Origin of the sequence: Kribbella sp. NPDC003557 (assembly GCF_040610805.1) — a bacterium.
In the GTDB taxonomy this organism is placed as follows: Bacteria; Actinomycetota; Actinomycetes; order Propionibacteriales; family Kribbellaceae; genus Kribbella.
The window spans coordinates 345,649-359,369 of the sequence record NZ_JBEXMY010000007.1; the positions used below are offsets into that span (position 1 = coordinate 345,649).

The window sequence follows — 13,721 nt, forward strand, 5'->3', positions numbered from 1 at the left end:
GTGGCCAAGTCGACCGACATCCGCCCGAAGATCACTCTGGCTTGCACGGTGTGCAAGGAGCGGAACTACATCACCAAGAAGAACCGGCGCAACGACCCGGACCGTCTTGAGCTGAAGAAGTACTGCCACCGGTGCAACGACCACACGGATCACCGCGAGACCCGCTGACCTCAGCATCGCTTCGCGAGGGCCGCTCCGGATCATCCGGAGCGGCCTTTTGCTGTGCCCGCAGAGGCCAGGGACTGGCCGTCAGACGGTGAGGATCGGGCGGCCGCCCTCGTAGGCGGTGAGACGCTCGTCACGCGGCGTCAGGCAGCATGAGCCGCAGAGCGTGCCGTCGCCGGCCTCGCTCGTGTAGTACAGACAGCACGTGTTCCGCAGGTAGACGAGCTTCCCGCCCGCCACCTCCACATCGCCGAGCCGCGCGAGTCCGCCCGGCGCCTTCGCCACGAAGGTCTGCCACCGCTCGAGCAGGTACGCCGGCTCGACCGTGACCTCCTCGCGCGTCGCGGCGCAGAACCCCATCGCGCAGCCGGCCGCGACGCCGCCGTACACCTGCCGCAGGCCGGCCCGCGTCCGCCGGTGCAGCTCCTCGGAAAGCGGGAGCAGGTGTTTCCGTAGTACGACGTCGTACAGCGTTTCGAGGCCGCCGGGCAGGAAATCCGCGGAACGAACGGCGACCGCTGCGATTCCGTGGCCGGTGTGCGGGCGGACCCAGAGGTTCTCCGGGCGGATGTCGAGGACGCGCCCCTCCAGCGCCCAGAGCAGCAGCGCGGTCGCCGGTGCGCGGCCGGCGTAGAACGACATCATGCTGAGCGCGTTCGCATGCGCCGTCCGGTGGCAACTGGCCTCGTCGTCGCGCTTGAGCAGCTCGGTGAGTTCGGGACTGCCCGGTTCCAGGATCCGGTCCACCCGCAGCCAGTCGGAGCCCTCCGGCTCACCGATCTCCAGCCGGTACCGAGGCGCGTACTTCGCCAGCGCCGCCACTGCCGTCACGTTCAACCTTCTCCGTCGGAATCGTGGGCGGCGGAAACCCTTGCCATAGTCTGCCAGTAGGGTTAGCGGATATGACGATCGACGCCACGATGGTCGGCCGGAGTTACACGGCCGCCGGGTCCTACCAGGTCGGCCGGGAGAAGATCCGGGAGTTCGCCGACGCGATCGGCGACGGTAACCCGGCGTACCGGGGTGATGACCCGATCGCACCGCCGACGTTCGGCTTCGTGATCGGCAGCCGGGCACTCGAGGAGCTGCTGAACGACGCCGAGCTGGGACTGCGGCTGGACCGGATCGTGCACGGCGCGCAGAAATTCAGCTACACCCGCCCGATCAAGGCCGGCGACGAGATCGCCGCCACCGCCACCATCACCACCGTGCGCAAGGCCGGTCCTGTCGAGGTGATCATGTACGAGACCGCCCTGACCACCGTCGACGGCGAGCCGATCGGCACGGCGACGTCGACCCTCTCGCACAACCGGGCGGACGCATGATCGAGGCAGGCAACGAGCTCCCGCCGCTGACCGTCACCCTCAAGCGTGACGACCTGGTCCGCTACGCCGGGGCGAGCGGCGACTTCAACCCGATCCACTGGAGCGACCGGATGGCCGCCGCGCTCGGGCTGCCCGGCGTGATCGCGCACGGGATGCTCACGATGGCCTCGGCCGCGCGGGTCGTCACGGACTGGCTCGACGACCCGGCCGACCTGGTGGAGTACGGCGTCCGGTTCACCAAGCCGGTCGTCGTACCGGACGACGACAAGGGCGTGAATGTGACGTTTTCCGCCAAGGTCGACAAGGTCGCGGACGGCCTCGCCGAGATCGACATCACCGCGGTGGCCGGCGAGGAGAAGGTGCTCGGCCGGGCCAGGGCGGTCGTGCGCGTCCGGTGAGTACGCATGTGTCGCTGGCCGACCACACCACGCTGCGGATCGGCGGGCCGGCCGACAAGTTCGTCGAGGCCGGCACCGAGGACGACCTGATCACCGCCGTCCGGGACGCCGACGCGGCCGGGGAGCCGGTGCTGCTGCTGTCCGGCGGCAGCAACGTGGTGATCGGTGACGACGGTTTCCGCGGCACCGTCGTCAAGATCGCGACCTCCGGCATCCGCGTCGATGCGGACATGTGTTCCGGCGCGATGGTGCACATCGCTGCGGGTGAGGACTGGGACGGCGTCGTGCAGCGCGCGATCGCCGAGGAGTGGAGCGGGCTCGAGTCGATGTCCGGCATCCCCGGGCTGACCGGGTCGACGCCGGTGCAGAACGTCGGTGCGTACGGGCACGAGGTCGCCGAGACGATCGCGTCGGTGCGGGTCTGGGACCGGGTCGACAACCAGGTCCGCACGATGTTCGCCGCGGACTGCGGGTTCAGCTACCGCAACTCCCGCTTCAAGGCCGACCCGTCGCGGTACGTCGTCCTCGAGGTCGCGTTCCAGCTGACACTCGGTGACCTGTCCGCCCCGGTCGGGTACGCCGAACTCGCCCGGGTCCTCGACGTCGAGCCGGGGTCGCGCGCGCCGATGACCGAGGTCCGGGAAGCCGTGCTCGGCCTGCGTCGCGGCAAGGGCATGGTGCTCGACCCCGCCGACCACGACACCTGGAGCGCGGGCTCCTTCTTCACCAACCCGATCCTCGACACCCCCGCCGAGGTCCCGGCCGGCGCACCGCAATGGCCGCAGGCCGACGGTCGCGTGAAGACCAGCGCGGCCTGGCTCATCGAACACGCCGGTGTCTCGAAGGGCTTCACCATCGGCAACGCCGGCGTCTCCACGAAGCACACGCTGGCTCTCACCAATCGCGGAGAGGCGACCGCGAAGGAACTGCTCACCCTGGCCACGCACGTCCGGACCCAGGTGCAGCAGTCCTTCGGCATCACGCTCGTCAACGAGCCGGTCCTGGTGAACTGCAGCTTCTGAGCCGCGCGCCGGCTCGTCCGGCCGCCCGGCCTCGCCTCGGGTGAAAAAGATTTGCGTCCGGGGGTAGGCAAGGCTCGGTCCGGCTCGCTAATCTTTTACGCGATCTGGTCGGAGGTGGCGCGTGAGGCGTAAAAGATTTTCTCGGCGGGAAGTGTTGGCCGGGGTGGGAGCGGGGCTGGCCGCGGCTGTCGTGCCGGGGTGTTCCGGTACGGACAGTGGGCGGTCCGGGGCCCTGCAGGTGTGGGGCGGAGTGCCGGCGGCGTCGGGGCCGGCTGACGTGGTGAAAGCGTTCCAGGCGAAGTTTCCGCAGTACAAGGTGAACTACACGCGGTTCGTGAACGACGACCGCGGCAATCTCAAGCTCGACACCGCGCTGCAGGGTGGCGTCGACATCGACGTGTACTTCACGTACTCACAGGCCGCGATGGCGCTGCGGGCCGGGTCCGGACTGGCGGCGGACCTGACCGACCGGGTGCGGGCCGATCCGGACCTGCAGGTGTTCCTGGACACCGAGCAGCCGCGGTCGTACATCGACAACGGCAAGGTGAAGGCGCTGGCCACCGCGCGCGAACCGTTCTTCGTGCTGTTCAACGAGAAGCTCCGGCAGCAGGCCGGTGTCGAGCTGCCGCAGTCGTGGACGATCGAGGAGTTCCGGGCGACGGCCCGGAAACTGACGACGGACAAGACGGTCGGCACGTACACGCTCCCGGACGTCGCCCGGATCGCCCTCGGGCCGAACTACTGGTACGACGGAAACCGCTCGAACTTCGGCGATCCGCATTTCGAGCAGGGTTTCCGGCTCGGCCGGGAAATGATCGCCGCGGGCACCGCTTTCCCGTGGACCGAGGTGCTGTCACGGCACCTGGACGCGTACCAGCAGAACTCGTTCCTGGGCGAGGAGTTCCACCTCTGGTCGACCGCCCCGTTCAACCTGCGTTACCTGTACGACGCGAAGAAGTACCCGCACGACTTCAAGGTCGCGTTCGCCCCGTCGCCGACGGTCGACGGCCAGAACTGGAACGGCGGCTCGTACAGCAACTTCATCATGGTCAACCCGAAGTCGCCGAAGTTCGAGGCGGCCTGGGCGTTCGTGAAGTTCTGGCTGACCGAGGGCGCGACGCCGATGCTCAAGGGCGGCAAGATGCCGGCGCTCGGCAACGTCACCGACGAGCAGATCGTTTCCGGAATGCTCGGAAAAGAGCCCGAGAAGTACTTCGATCTCGACTCGTTCCGCCGGGTCGTCCTGGCGTCGGACCCGAAGCTCGCCACCGACACCCGGCTGACCGGGTTCCCGGAGATCTCGCTGGCGATGAAGCAGCAGCGCGACCTGTGCTGGCTCGGCGAGAAGGACCCGGGCGTCGCGATCCGTGAGGTCCGGCGGCTCGCCGACGCCGCGATCGCCCGTAACGAGAGGAGGCCCTGATGGCCACCGCCACCGTCGTCGCGGCCGGTACCGAGGCCCGGACCGCGAAGGGCCCGGGGATCCGGCCGTCCGGCTGGATCGGCTTCCTGTTCATCGCGCCGAACCTGCTCGGCGTGGTCGCGTTCACGCTGATCCCGCTGATCAGCGTCGTCGTGCTCGCCTTCACCGACTGGAACCTGGTGTCCGGCCTCGGCGGCATCACGTTCAACGGCATCGACAACTTCGTCGCGATCGCCCGCGACCCGGGCTTCTGGCACGCGGTCGGCCTGACGCTGGTGTACGTCGCGGTGTCGGTCCCGCTCACCGTCGTCCTGGGGCTGGCGCTGGCGATCGCGCTCAACCGCCCGCTGCCGGGGCGCGCCGTCCTGCGGGCGATCTTCTTCCTGCCGTACATCGTCAACGTGGTCGCGATCGGCATGACCTGGTTGATGCTGATGAACCCGAAGGCCGGCCTGGTCAACCAGGTCCTCGACGCCTTCGGAGTGCAGCCCGGGTGGTTCGCCTCGTCGCACTGGGCGCTGCCGGCGTTGATCGTGATGGCGGTGTGGGGCGGCGTCGGGTACTGCTCGCTGATCTACCTGTCCGCGCTGCAGGACGCGCCGCGGCAACTGTACGAGGCGGCCGATATCGACGGGGCCTCCGCGTGGGCGAAGTTCCGCGTGATCACCTGGCCGTCGTTGCTGCCGACCACCGTTTTCCTGCTGGTCACGATGATCATCGGCGCGTCCCAGGGATTCGGCCTGATCGCGCTGATCACCGCGGGCGGTCCGGGCGACGCGACCACCACGATCTCGTACTACATGTACCAGACCGGGTTCCAGTTCTACCGGTTCGGCTACGCGTCGGCGATCGGCCTGGTGACGTTCGTGGGCGTGCTCGCCCTGACGCTGGTGACCTGGCGGGCGCAGCGAGGGAGGGCCCTCAATGACTAGGAAGTACAGCAAGTGGATCTGGGGGATCCCGCTGTGGATCCTCGCCATCGCCTTCCTCGCTCCGTTCGCGTGGATGATCTCGACCGCGTTGAAGCCGGACGTGGACGCGTACAAGATCCCGATGCAGTGGATCCCGGACCCGTTCCAGTGGGACAACTTCAGCACGGTGCTGAGCGGGGCGACCTCCGTGCTGCCGGCGTTCGGCCGCTCGGTGTTCGTCGCGCTGCTGCGGGTCGCGGGCGAGTTGATCACCGCGACGATGGCGGGCTACGCGTTCGCGCGGATGTCGTTCAAGGGCCGGGACAAGTTGTTCCTGCTGTACCTCGCGACGGCGATCATCCCGGCGCAACTGCTGCTCGTCCCGCGGTTCATCTACTTCCAGAAACTCGGGCTGTACGACACGCTCTGGGCGTTGATCCTCCCGGGGATGTTCACCGTGCTCGGCACGTTCCTGATGCGCCAGTTCTTCGTCAGCCAGCCGGCCGAGTTCGCCGAGGCGGCGCGGATGGACGGCGCCAACGAGTGGCAGGTGTTCACCCGGATCTACTTGCCGTTGGCAACACCGGTGATGAGTGCGCTCGGCATCCTCGCCTTCGTCTGGTCCTGGAACGACTACGAGACGCCGCTGGTGCTGATCAGCAACCCGGACCGGTACACGCTGCCGCTCAGCCTGACCAACTTCGTCGACGAACAGGGCCAGATCGCGCCCGGCCTGACGATGGCCGCCTCGGTGATCTCGATCGTGCCGGTGCTGATCGTGTTCGTCGTCCTGCAGCGCCGCTTCATCGCGGCCATGACGCATACAGGGATCAAATGAACATTTCCGGTGTCTTTCCGCATCTCGCCCAGATCGGCGACTTCGGTCCGCCGCGCAGCGAGCTCGGTGTCGGGTCGCTGATGCCATGGAACGGGAAGCTCTACGTCCAGAACTACAACTCCCACAAGGCGGCGTCGGGCGCGGGGGTGAGCCTGCGCCGGATCGACGCCGACCTGTCGATGGAAATCGTTCCGGAAACTCTCGGCGTGGACGGAACGTACACCAACCGTTTCGTGCATTTTCCGACCTCTCGGCTGGTTCTTGGTCCGCACGTGATTTCCGCGGACCACAAGATCGTCACGGTCCCGGAGCTCGCGCCGGTGCGGGTCTGCGGCACGGCGCGGCACCTGACCAAGCCGGACACGCACGTCTACGTGCTCGCGATGGAGGGCGAGCTGTTCGAGCTCGACGTCACGACGTACGAGTGCACGCAGCTCTTCGACCTCAACGACGAGCTCGGGACCGACGGCGAGATGAAGGTCCACTACAAGGACTGCTACACGAGCTTCGGCCGGCTGGTGGTGTGCTCCAACGAGTACGCCGAGCCGGAATGGGCCGGCGAGCGGTCGCGCGGCCGGCTGGCGGAGTACGACGGTACGGCCTGGCGGATCCTCCGCGAGGACCCGTTCACCGCGATCGGCGGACGGCACGAGTTCGGCGGCACGATCTTCGCGACCGGGTGGGACCGGGCGTCGGCGATCCTCGAGGTGTTCACCGAGTCCGACCGGAAGTGGACGCGCTACCGGCTGCCGAAGGCGTCGCACTGCTTCGACCACAAGTGGCAGACCGAGTGGCCGCGGATCCGCGAGGTCGAGCACGAGCGGCTGCTGATGGACCACCACGGGATGTTCTACGAGGTGTCGCCGTGGGCGTACGGCGGGCGGGTCTGGGGCATCCGGCCGATCTCGACGCACCTGTGGGTGCTCGGCGATTTCTGTTCCTGGCGCGGACTGCTGGTCGCGGGCGCGGACAACGCGTCCCCTAGCCACGGGCTGAATCCGACGACGGCCGAGCCGCAGTCCGGCCTGTGGTTCGGGAAGACCGACGACCTGTGGAGCTTCGGGAAGCCGGCCGGGTGGGGCGGGCCGTGGTGGGAGACAACGGTTTCCGCCGGCGTTCCGTCCGACCCGTACCTGATGACCGGCTTCGACGGGAAGTGTCTGCACCTGGAGAACTTCTCCGAGACGCCGCTGACCATCACGGTCGAGATCGACTTCCACGGGCACGGCCGGTTCGGCGCGGTGGAGACGCTGACGGTCGAGCCCGGCCAGGTTCGGTCACACGTTTTCCCGCCCGGGTTCAGTGCGCACTGGGTACGGGTGGCGAGTGACGCGGACGGCGTCGCGAGTGCCCAGTTCGTGTATACGTGATGATCACGGAATGGATTCCTCGATGGAACGAGCCGGTAGTCCGAGTCCGTTACAGCTGGTCAAACGGGCGCTGCCCGAGCTGAACGGAGCCATGCAACGGGTCGCCGAACACATCCTGGCGAACCCGGACGAGGTCGCGCGCGGATCGATCACCAAGCTGGCCGAGACCGCGCAGACCTCGGCGGCAACCGTTACCCGGTTGTCCACCCACCTCGGGTACGCCGGGTACCCGGCGCTGCGGGCCGCGCTGGCGATGGAGGTCGGCCGCGGTCTTGAGGCAGGCTGGGCGAGCGATATCGGGATGGCGATCGGGCCGGCGGACCCGCCCGAGCAGGTGCTGAACGTGCTCGCGTCGACGCAGGCGAACGCGTTGCGGAACGCGTTGGCCGCGATCGACCTGGCCGCGGCCACCCGGGTCGCGGACGCGATCGCCGGGGCCCGGCGGACCCACATCTACGGCGAGTGGGGCGACGCGATCCCGGCCCGCGAGCTGTACATCCGGCTACTGCGGATCGGGATTCCGGTGTGGTTCTTCGACGGCCCGCAGTCCTCGCAGATCGGCGCCGGGCTGCTCGGCGAGGGGGATGTCGCGCTGACCGTGACGCGGTCCGGCACCGACGCGACCACGCTCGACTTCATCCGGCGGGCCGGCGAGGAGGGTGCGCTGACGGTCGCGATCAGCGGGATGCCGGACGCGCCGATCAGCCGGATCGCCGACGTCACGCTCGACACCGGTACGCCGAACGGCGCGAACTGGACCGAGTTCTTCGCCGGCCGCGCGAGCGACGTGCTGACGGCCGGCCTGTTGTTCGTCCTGGTCGCACAGCGGGTGCCCGATCACCTGACCGCACATCATCCGAACGGGCCGGGGCAGCCCGTCGTCCAGCGAGATACCTAGAGGGGTATGCATGCAGCAGCTCGAGGTCCAGACCGATCTGACCGTCGTCGGCGGCGGGCTCGCCGGGATCTGCGCGGCGATCGGCGCCGCGCGGCAGGGCAGCACCGTGGCACTGGTGCAGAACCGGCCGGTGCTCGGCGGGAACTCGTCCAGCGAGGTCCGGGTGTGGGTGTGCGGGGCCACCGCGCACGGCGTCCAGAGCTTCGCGCGGGAGACCGGCGTGATGGGCGAGCTGTTCGTCGAGAACCAGTTCCGGAATCCGCTCGGAAACCCGTACTACTGGGATCTCGTGCTGCTGGAGGCGGTCCGCGCCGAGCCGCGGATCACGCTGTACCTGAACACCGACGTGCGGTCCGTGGAGGCCGCGGACGGTGCGATCCGGTCGGTGACCGGCTGGCAGATGGGGTCCGAGAAGGAGATCCGGTTCGTCAGCCCGGTGTTCGTGGACTGCTCGGGCGACGGGCTGGTCGGAATGCTTTCCGGCGCGGATTTCCGCACCGGGCGGGAACCGCGCGCGGAGTACGACGAGTCCTGGGCGCCCGACGTCCCGGACTCGAACACGCTCGGCAGCACGATCCTCTTCTACACCAAGGACGCGGGGGAGCCGGTCCGGTTCGTGCCGCCGTCGTTCGCGCGGGACGTCACGGAAACCGCGATTCCGGACCGCCGGGTGATCCGGACGGATATGAACGGCTGCGCGTTCTGGTGGGTCGAATGGGGCGGTGAGCTGGACGTCGTCGACGACAACGAGGCGATCCGGGACGAGCTGCAGGCGGTCGTCTACGGGATCTGGGACTACATCAAGAACTCCGGCCGGTTCGACGCGGACAACCTGACCCTGGAATGGATCGGGTCGGTCCCCGGAAAACGTGAGTATCGGCGTTTCCTCGGCGACCACGTGCTGACCCAGCACGACGTCCTCGACCAGACCGAGTTCGACGACCGGGTGGCCTTCGGCGGCTGGTCGATCGACCTGCACCCGCCGGGCGGTGTGTACGCGTCCGAGCGCGGGTCGAAGCACTGGCATCCGGACGGGAACTACCACATTCCGTTGCGTTCCTTGTATTCCCGGAACGTGCGGAACCTGTGGATCGCCGGGCGGAACATCAGTGCGAGCCACGTCGCATTCGGGACCACCCGGGTGATGGCGACCTGTGCGCTGCTCGGCGAGGCGGCCGGCATCGGCGCATCTATTGCCTTGCGCAACGGGTTGACGCCGCAAGAGCTGGCGCACGACCAGTTCGGCCTGATGAAGCACGCGCTCACCCGCGCCGACGCGTCGGTCCTCGGTGTCGTCGACGACGACCCGGCGAACCTTGCGCTGTCAGCGACCGTGACGGCGTCCTCGACGCTGACGCGGCCCGCGCTCGAGGTGTCGTCGGGGACGATGCCGCTGACCGCCGACCTCGGGATGGTCATTCCGGTCGACCCGGCTCTGGACGGGTTCGAGTTGCTGGTCGATTCCACCGGCGGCTCCTTGACCGTCGAGCTTCATGATCCGTTGAAGCCGCAGAACTACCTGCCTGCTCAGCTCGTCGACTCGTGCACCGTCGAGGTGCCGGCCGGCGAGAAACGCTGGATCCGGATTCCGCTGGCCTGGCGTCCTTCCGCTCCCTCGAACGCGTTCGTCGTACTGCGCAGCACCCCGGACATCTCGGTTCACACCGCGTCGACGACGCTGCCCGGGACGATCCACTTCACCCGCCGCGAACCGGCGCCGGACGAGCAGTGGACCGAGCAGTTCCGCGCCTGGAAACACATCCTGCCCCGCGCCGGCCTGTGTATCCGCCTCGGCGAGACGTCGGCGTACACACCTGACAAGGTCATCGGCGGCTACTCCCGCCCGTACGGCGGCCCCAACCTGTGGTCATCCGAAGACCTCGCCTGGGACCCCAACCCCTGGCTGGAACTCACTTGGCCCGAGCCGGTCGACCTCTCCGAGATCGTCGTGGTCCTGGACGCGGACGTACAAGAGGACCTCATCAACCTCCACCACCACCGCACCCCCTTCGAATCCCTCCCAACCCTCCTGGCCACCTACACCCTGGAAGTCCGCAACGGCCAGGGCCCATGGCACTCCGTAGCCGAGGTGACCGCCAACCACCACAGAACCCAGCACCACCCCCTCAACACCCCCACCCCAGCCACCCACCTACGCCTCACCACCCACAACACCAACGGAGCCCCCAGAGCCCACGTAGTCTCCATCCGCGCCTACTAACAGGCAGGTAGCGCTGGCATGCTGCACCGGCGGTGGCCGGTGCAGCCCGGGGGCCTAATAGCGCCACTCCAGTTCGTGGTCGAGCATCCAGGTGAGTAGGGGGTTGGCGGCGGTGGGGGACTTGGCTGCGCCGGTGATGAGGTCTGCTAGGACCTGGGTGGGGGCGGCTAGGCGGAGGCCTGTGTTGGTCTTTCGGGTGCGGGTGTAGACGACCTCGGTTGGTGGCTCGGCCAGGACTATGGTTTTGGTTCTGGCTGGGATCAGTTCCAGGACCGCGGCGGCGAGCTGTGCGTCTGGGGTGTAGATGACGGTTGCTCCGGGTGGGGTGTCTGGAGCCCACACCCGTGCTGCGTGGCTGCCGGTGACTGCGTGGCGGAGTTCTGTGGTTGGGATGTGGTCCAGGACCGACTGGGTGCCTTGTTTGCTGCGCCAGTACGTGACGCGGGCGTCGCGGTTGAAGCGGACGTCGTCGTTCCAGCGGCGGAGGAGGGCGAACCAGCTCGGTACGGCGACGACTCCGGGCGCCCGGCGCTCGACCAGGCCGTCGCGTTCGAGTCCGTTGATTGTTCGGCGGATGCTCTGGACGGGAACGCCGGTGGTTGTCACCAGGTCGTGGGTCGTCCAGAGGGTCCGGAAGTCCAGGAGCGCTCGAACGATCAGCGAGCCCACGTCGCCGGACAACTGTCCTGGTTTCATCACTTCGCTCCTGGTTCGTTCGCCCCGGCTCCGGAGCAGAGGCTGGCGTGGGTCGTCCGCTGGTCGCGGCTGGGGTTGGTCAGGCTGAGTTGGGTGATGCCGGTTGTGGCGGTGCTGGTCGTCCGGAGGGTGCGGAGGTCCGGGAGGTCTCGAACGATCGGGGAGGTCAGATCGCCGGGCAGGCGTCGGGGGATCCATCGGTTCGCTCCTGTCCGGGTTACGTAGGCCTTGAGGTGAAGTGGGCGTGGGCGGTCGCGCAGGTGTGGGAGTGGGGGAGAGCGTGAGCGGTTGGGGCGGCGGGCAGGCGTTGGCTTCATGGGTTGGCTTCTGGCTGCTGAGTGCGGGCGCCTAGGGCGAGGGTGGTGTGGGTGGTCCACTCGTAGTGGTGGTGGTCGCCGGTGAGGGTCAGGAGGCTTACCTGGGTCAGGTGGGTGGTGGCGGTGCTGCCGGGGAGGGCGTTGACGCGTTGGCGGAGGGGTGCGGCGGGGGCTGTGTGGTTCCAGTAGCCGAGGGAGATGTGGGGGTTGAGTTCGGGGAGGGTGGGGACGGAGTCGCGGCCCCAGACGTCGGTGACGGCGGCGCGGAGCTGGGCGCGGAGGCGGCGGAGGCGGTCGACGGGGGTGACCGGGAGTTGCAGGCTCTCGACGTCGACGACCGCGGGGCCGAGCTTGATCTCGAACGGGCGGAAGTATTCGAGCCGGCGTTGGGCCGCCTCGACGATCGGGCCGAGGTCCGCCTGCGGGACCTTGTCGACGAACCCGATCCCCTGCAGCGCGAGATGCAGCCATTGGACCGGCACCGGCGTGATCCCGGGCAGCGAACCGACCAGCCGCTGGTACGCATCGTGCAGGTCGATCAGTACGGCGTCGTCCGGGAAGATGACGTGCCAGGTGTAGAAGGACCTCCCGGGACGCCAGTTCGGCCGCCAGTCCCAGTGATCACGGACCTCGCTGATCATCGCTGCTCCTCGAGCACGAGTCGTCGGTCCGGGGATTCCGGACGGGCCGGGAGCCCTGTCCGTTGGGTGAATTCGGCGATCCGGTCGCGCAGCATCCGCCCCTTCGGGCTCCGCGCGTACGGCGTGGTCAGGGCCGCGACCTCGGCGGCGCGCTGGATCAACGGGCGAACGCGGTACTCCGGCGGGACCTGCAGCACCGGCTCGACGGCCTCGATCGCACCGTCGAGTTCGTCGAGGAGCAGGCGGGCCTTCGCCTGCTGCAAGCGGGCCATGCGTTCGGAGCCCGCGTTGCGCAGCGCGTACGGAACGGCTTCGAAGAGGGCGACGCTGTGGTCGGCGTGGTCCGAGGTTCGTTGGACGTCGCCGAACGCCAGATGCGTGTTCGCCCACAGACCTTCGGCGCGTTCCGGCGTGCAGAGCAGGACTCCGCCCGGCTCGGATTCGGCGGGGCGGACGACGAGTGTGCGGGCGACGTCGAGGAGCTCCCGGGCTTTGTCGGTGCGGCCGATGCGGGCGAGGTCGACGGAGGCCGCGCTGGCGAGGAACAGCCGTGCGGTGCCGGCGTTGTACCGCAGGCCGTCCTCGGCGTACGCCGCAGCGCGCGCGAAGTCCTCCTGCCAGTACGCGGCGGTGTGCTGCGTGGCGCGGATCCAGCCCCGCAGTACGTCGTGGTCCGCGGCCTCGGCGCAGGCCCACGCCGTCCGGGTATGCCCCTCGGCGATGTCCGGGCGGCCGAGGTCGACCGACATCCAGGCGAGCAGGGTGATCGCCCAGCCGGCAGCGGCGTACAGGTCGCGGGACTGGCGCGGCGCCTGGTTGCCGGCCAGCAGCGCGAACGCGCGGTCGCGGATCGCCCGGCTCTTGGCGAACAACGGCCTGACCGGCGTCCGGAGGTACGACTGCGCGATCCGCTCGATGTCGGCGTGCAGTTGCTCGACGGTGAGGTCACCGACATTCGACTCCTCGGCGAACGACAGCAGCGCGATCGACTCGTCGCCCGCGTTCACCAGGTCGTCGTCGTGGCCGACCATCGACGACGGGGGCGTCGGCTCGGTCTCGTTGAGGGTGACGCCGGCCGGCGGGAAGAATCCGAGCTCGCTGTCCGAGGAGACGCCGAGCACGTGCCGCAGGCCGGAGCGGTACGCCGCGCCCGGCCAGCGGACCGCGCCGCGTTCGAGCTTGGCGATGTAGTGCCCGTCGAGGTCGTACTTGATCTCGGTGGTGCTCCACAGCCACGCGCAGATGGCGTCGGCAAGCTCACTGCGGGACATGTGCTCGCCCGGTGCGCGTCGTGATGGTGTGCGTTCCCGCGCCTCGCGGAGGATCTCGTTCGGCCCTGACATGGCGGTAACTGTAAGGCGCTGAACACCCTCTGCGACCGCGAAATCAGGGCTTGTGGACTATCTGCCCCACGCTGCCCCGATCTGCCCCGGATCCCTGGGAAAAAAGGGGTTCTGAGCTGTGGTGGATGACGGGTGACGGGTGAATCGGTGGTG

Annotated in this window: 14 protein-coding genes; 10 read left to right on the forward strand and 4 right to left on the reverse strand. The window is 68.5% G+C overall.

Features of this window, described 5'->3' with window-relative positions; translation table 11 throughout:
- Window positions 1-168 carry a 50S ribosomal protein L33 gene (rpmG, locus tag ABZW60_RS29955; RefSeq protein WP_130384703.1) on the forward strand — a complete coding sequence of 56 codons (168 nt, stop codon included), beginning with the start codon at window positions 1-3 and terminating at the stop codon, window positions 166-168.
- An 81-nt stretch (window positions 169-249) separates the two neighbouring features.
- Here rpmG and ABZW60_RS29960 read toward each other — a convergent pair whose 3' ends face one another.
- Entirely contained in the window at window positions 250-996 is a 747-nt protein-coding gene (locus ABZW60_RS29960) for a (2Fe-2S)-binding protein (protein ID WP_355482447.1), read from the reverse strand.
- A 71-nt stretch (window positions 997-1,067) separates the two neighbouring features.
- Here ABZW60_RS29960 and ABZW60_RS29965 point away from each other — a divergent pair, with 71 nt between their 5' ends.
- From ABZW60_RS29965 to ABZW60_RS30005, 9 genes are all read left to right on the forward strand, one after another.
- Window positions 1,068-1,490 carry a MaoC family dehydratase N-terminal domain-containing protein gene (locus ABZW60_RS29965; RefSeq protein ID WP_355482449.1) on the forward strand — a complete coding sequence of 141 codons (423 nt, stop codon included), beginning with the start codon at window positions 1,068-1,070 and terminating at the stop codon, window positions 1,488-1,490.
- Window positions 1,487-1,888, forward strand: a complete 402-nt coding sequence (locus ABZW60_RS29970; protein WP_355482451.1) for a MaoC family dehydratase — start codon at window positions 1,487-1,489, stop codon at window positions 1,886-1,888. Before ABZW60_RS29965 ends, ABZW60_RS29970 begins: the two co-directional genes overlap by 4 nt.
- Entirely contained in the window at window positions 1,885-2,910 is a 1,026-nt protein-coding gene (locus ABZW60_RS29975; RefSeq protein ID WP_355482453.1) for a UDP-N-acetylmuramate dehydrogenase, read from the forward strand. Before ABZW60_RS29970 ends, ABZW60_RS29975 begins: the two co-directional genes overlap by 4 nt.
- Window positions 2,911-3,190: 280 nt before the next feature.
- Window positions 3,191-4,333, forward strand: coding sequence for an ABC transporter substrate-binding protein (locus ABZW60_RS29980; RefSeq protein ID WP_355482455.1), 1,143 nt, complete (start codon window positions 3,191-3,193; stop codon window positions 4,331-4,333).
- Window positions 4,333-5,265: a sugar ABC transporter permease gene (locus ABZW60_RS29985; RefSeq protein ID WP_355482457.1), complete on the forward strand. Its 933-nt coding sequence runs from the start codon at window positions 4,333-4,335 to the stop codon at window positions 5,263-5,265. Before ABZW60_RS29980 ends, ABZW60_RS29985 begins: the two co-directional genes overlap by 1 nt.
- Window positions 5,258-6,082, forward strand: coding sequence for a carbohydrate ABC transporter permease (locus tag ABZW60_RS29990; RefSeq protein ID WP_355482459.1), 825 nt, complete (start codon window positions 5,258-5,260; stop codon window positions 6,080-6,082). The genes ABZW60_RS29985 and ABZW60_RS29990 overlap by 8 nt, the downstream gene beginning before the upstream one ends.
- Complete coding sequence (locus ABZW60_RS29995) at window positions 6,079-7,452, forward strand: hypothetical protein (RefSeq protein WP_355482461.1); 1,374 nt, start codon at window positions 6,079-6,081, stop codon at window positions 7,450-7,452. Before ABZW60_RS29990 ends, ABZW60_RS29995 begins: the two co-directional genes overlap by 4 nt.
- A 22-nt stretch (window positions 7,453-7,474) precedes the next feature.
- A complete protein-coding gene (locus ABZW60_RS30000) occupies window positions 7,475-8,350 on the forward strand; it encodes a MurR/RpiR family transcriptional regulator (RefSeq protein WP_355482463.1) in 876 nt (291 codons plus the stop codon).
- Between the two features lie 10 nt (window positions 8,351-8,360).
- A complete protein-coding gene (locus tag ABZW60_RS30005; RefSeq protein ID WP_355482465.1) occupies window positions 8,361-10,571 on the forward strand; it encodes an FAD-dependent oxidoreductase in 2,211 nt (736 codons plus the stop codon).
- Window positions 10,572-10,625: 54 nt separating this feature from the next.
- On the opposite strand, the gene ABZW60_RS30010 is transcribed toward ABZW60_RS30005, so the two are convergent.
- The 3 genes from ABZW60_RS30010 to ABZW60_RS30020 all read right to left on the reverse strand — a co-directional run bounded on the left by ABZW60_RS30010 (window position 10,626) and on the right by ABZW60_RS30020 (window position 13,568).
- Window positions 10,626-11,267 carry a hypothetical protein gene (locus tag ABZW60_RS30010; RefSeq protein WP_355482467.1) on the reverse strand — a complete coding sequence of 214 codons (642 nt, stop codon included), beginning with the start codon at window positions 11,265-11,267 and terminating at the stop codon, window positions 10,626-10,628.
- A gap of 313 nt (window positions 11,268-11,580) precedes the next feature.
- Complete coding sequence (locus tag ABZW60_RS30015) at window positions 11,581-12,225, reverse strand: 2'-5' RNA ligase family protein (protein WP_355482469.1); 645 nt, start codon at window positions 12,223-12,225, stop codon at window positions 11,581-11,583.
- The gene (locus ABZW60_RS30020) at window positions 12,222-13,568 is read right to left on the reverse strand and encodes a hypothetical protein (protein WP_355482471.1); all 1,347 of its coding nucleotides are present in this window, start codon (window positions 13,566-13,568) and stop codon (window positions 12,222-12,224) included. Before ABZW60_RS30020 ends, ABZW60_RS30015 begins: the two co-directional genes overlap by 4 nt.
- Between the last annotated feature and the right edge of the window lie 153 nt (window positions 13,569-13,721).

What these genes read in the sequence shown, in the direction of transcription:
- ABZW60_RS29965 (WP_355482449.1), top strand. Translation starts at nt 1,068, where the DNA reads ATGACGATCGACGCCACGATGGTCGGCCGGAGTTACACGGCCGCCGGG.
- ABZW60_RS29970 (WP_355482451.1), top strand. Translation starts at nt 1,487, where the DNA reads ATGATCGAGGCAGGCAACGAGCTCCCGCCGCTGACCGTCACCCTCAAG.
- ABZW60_RS29985 (WP_355482457.1), top strand. Translation starts at nt 4,333, where the DNA reads ATGGCCACCGCCACCGTCGTCGCGGCCGGTACCGAGGCCCGGACCGCG.
- ABZW60_RS29990 (WP_355482459.1), top strand. Translation starts at nt 5,258, where the DNA reads ATGACTAGGAAGTACAGCAAGTGGATCTGGGGGATCCCGCTGTGGATC.
- ABZW60_RS29995 (WP_355482461.1), top strand. Translation starts at nt 6,079, where the DNA reads ATGAACATTTCCGGTGTCTTTCCGCATCTCGCCCAGATCGGCGACTTC.
- ABZW60_RS30000 (WP_355482463.1), top strand. Translation starts at nt 7,475, where the DNA reads ATGGAACGAGCCGGTAGTCCGAGTCCGTTACAGCTGGTCAAACGGGCG.
- ABZW60_RS30005 (WP_355482465.1), top strand. Translation starts at nt 8,361, where the DNA reads ATGCAGCAGCTCGAGGTCCAGACCGATCTGACCGTCGTCGGCGGCGGG.
- ABZW60_RS30010 (WP_355482467.1), bottom strand. Translation starts at nt 11,267, where the DNA reads ATGAAACCAGGACAGTTGTCCGGCGACGTGGGCTCGCTGATCGTTCGA.
- ABZW60_RS30015 (WP_355482469.1), bottom strand. Translation starts at nt 12,225, where the DNA reads ATGATCAGCGAGGTCCGTGATCACTGGGACTGGCGGCCGAACTGGCGT.
- ABZW60_RS30020 (WP_355482471.1), bottom strand. Translation starts at nt 13,568, where the DNA reads ATGTCAGGGCCGAACGAGATCCTCCGCGAGGCGCGGGAACGCACACCA.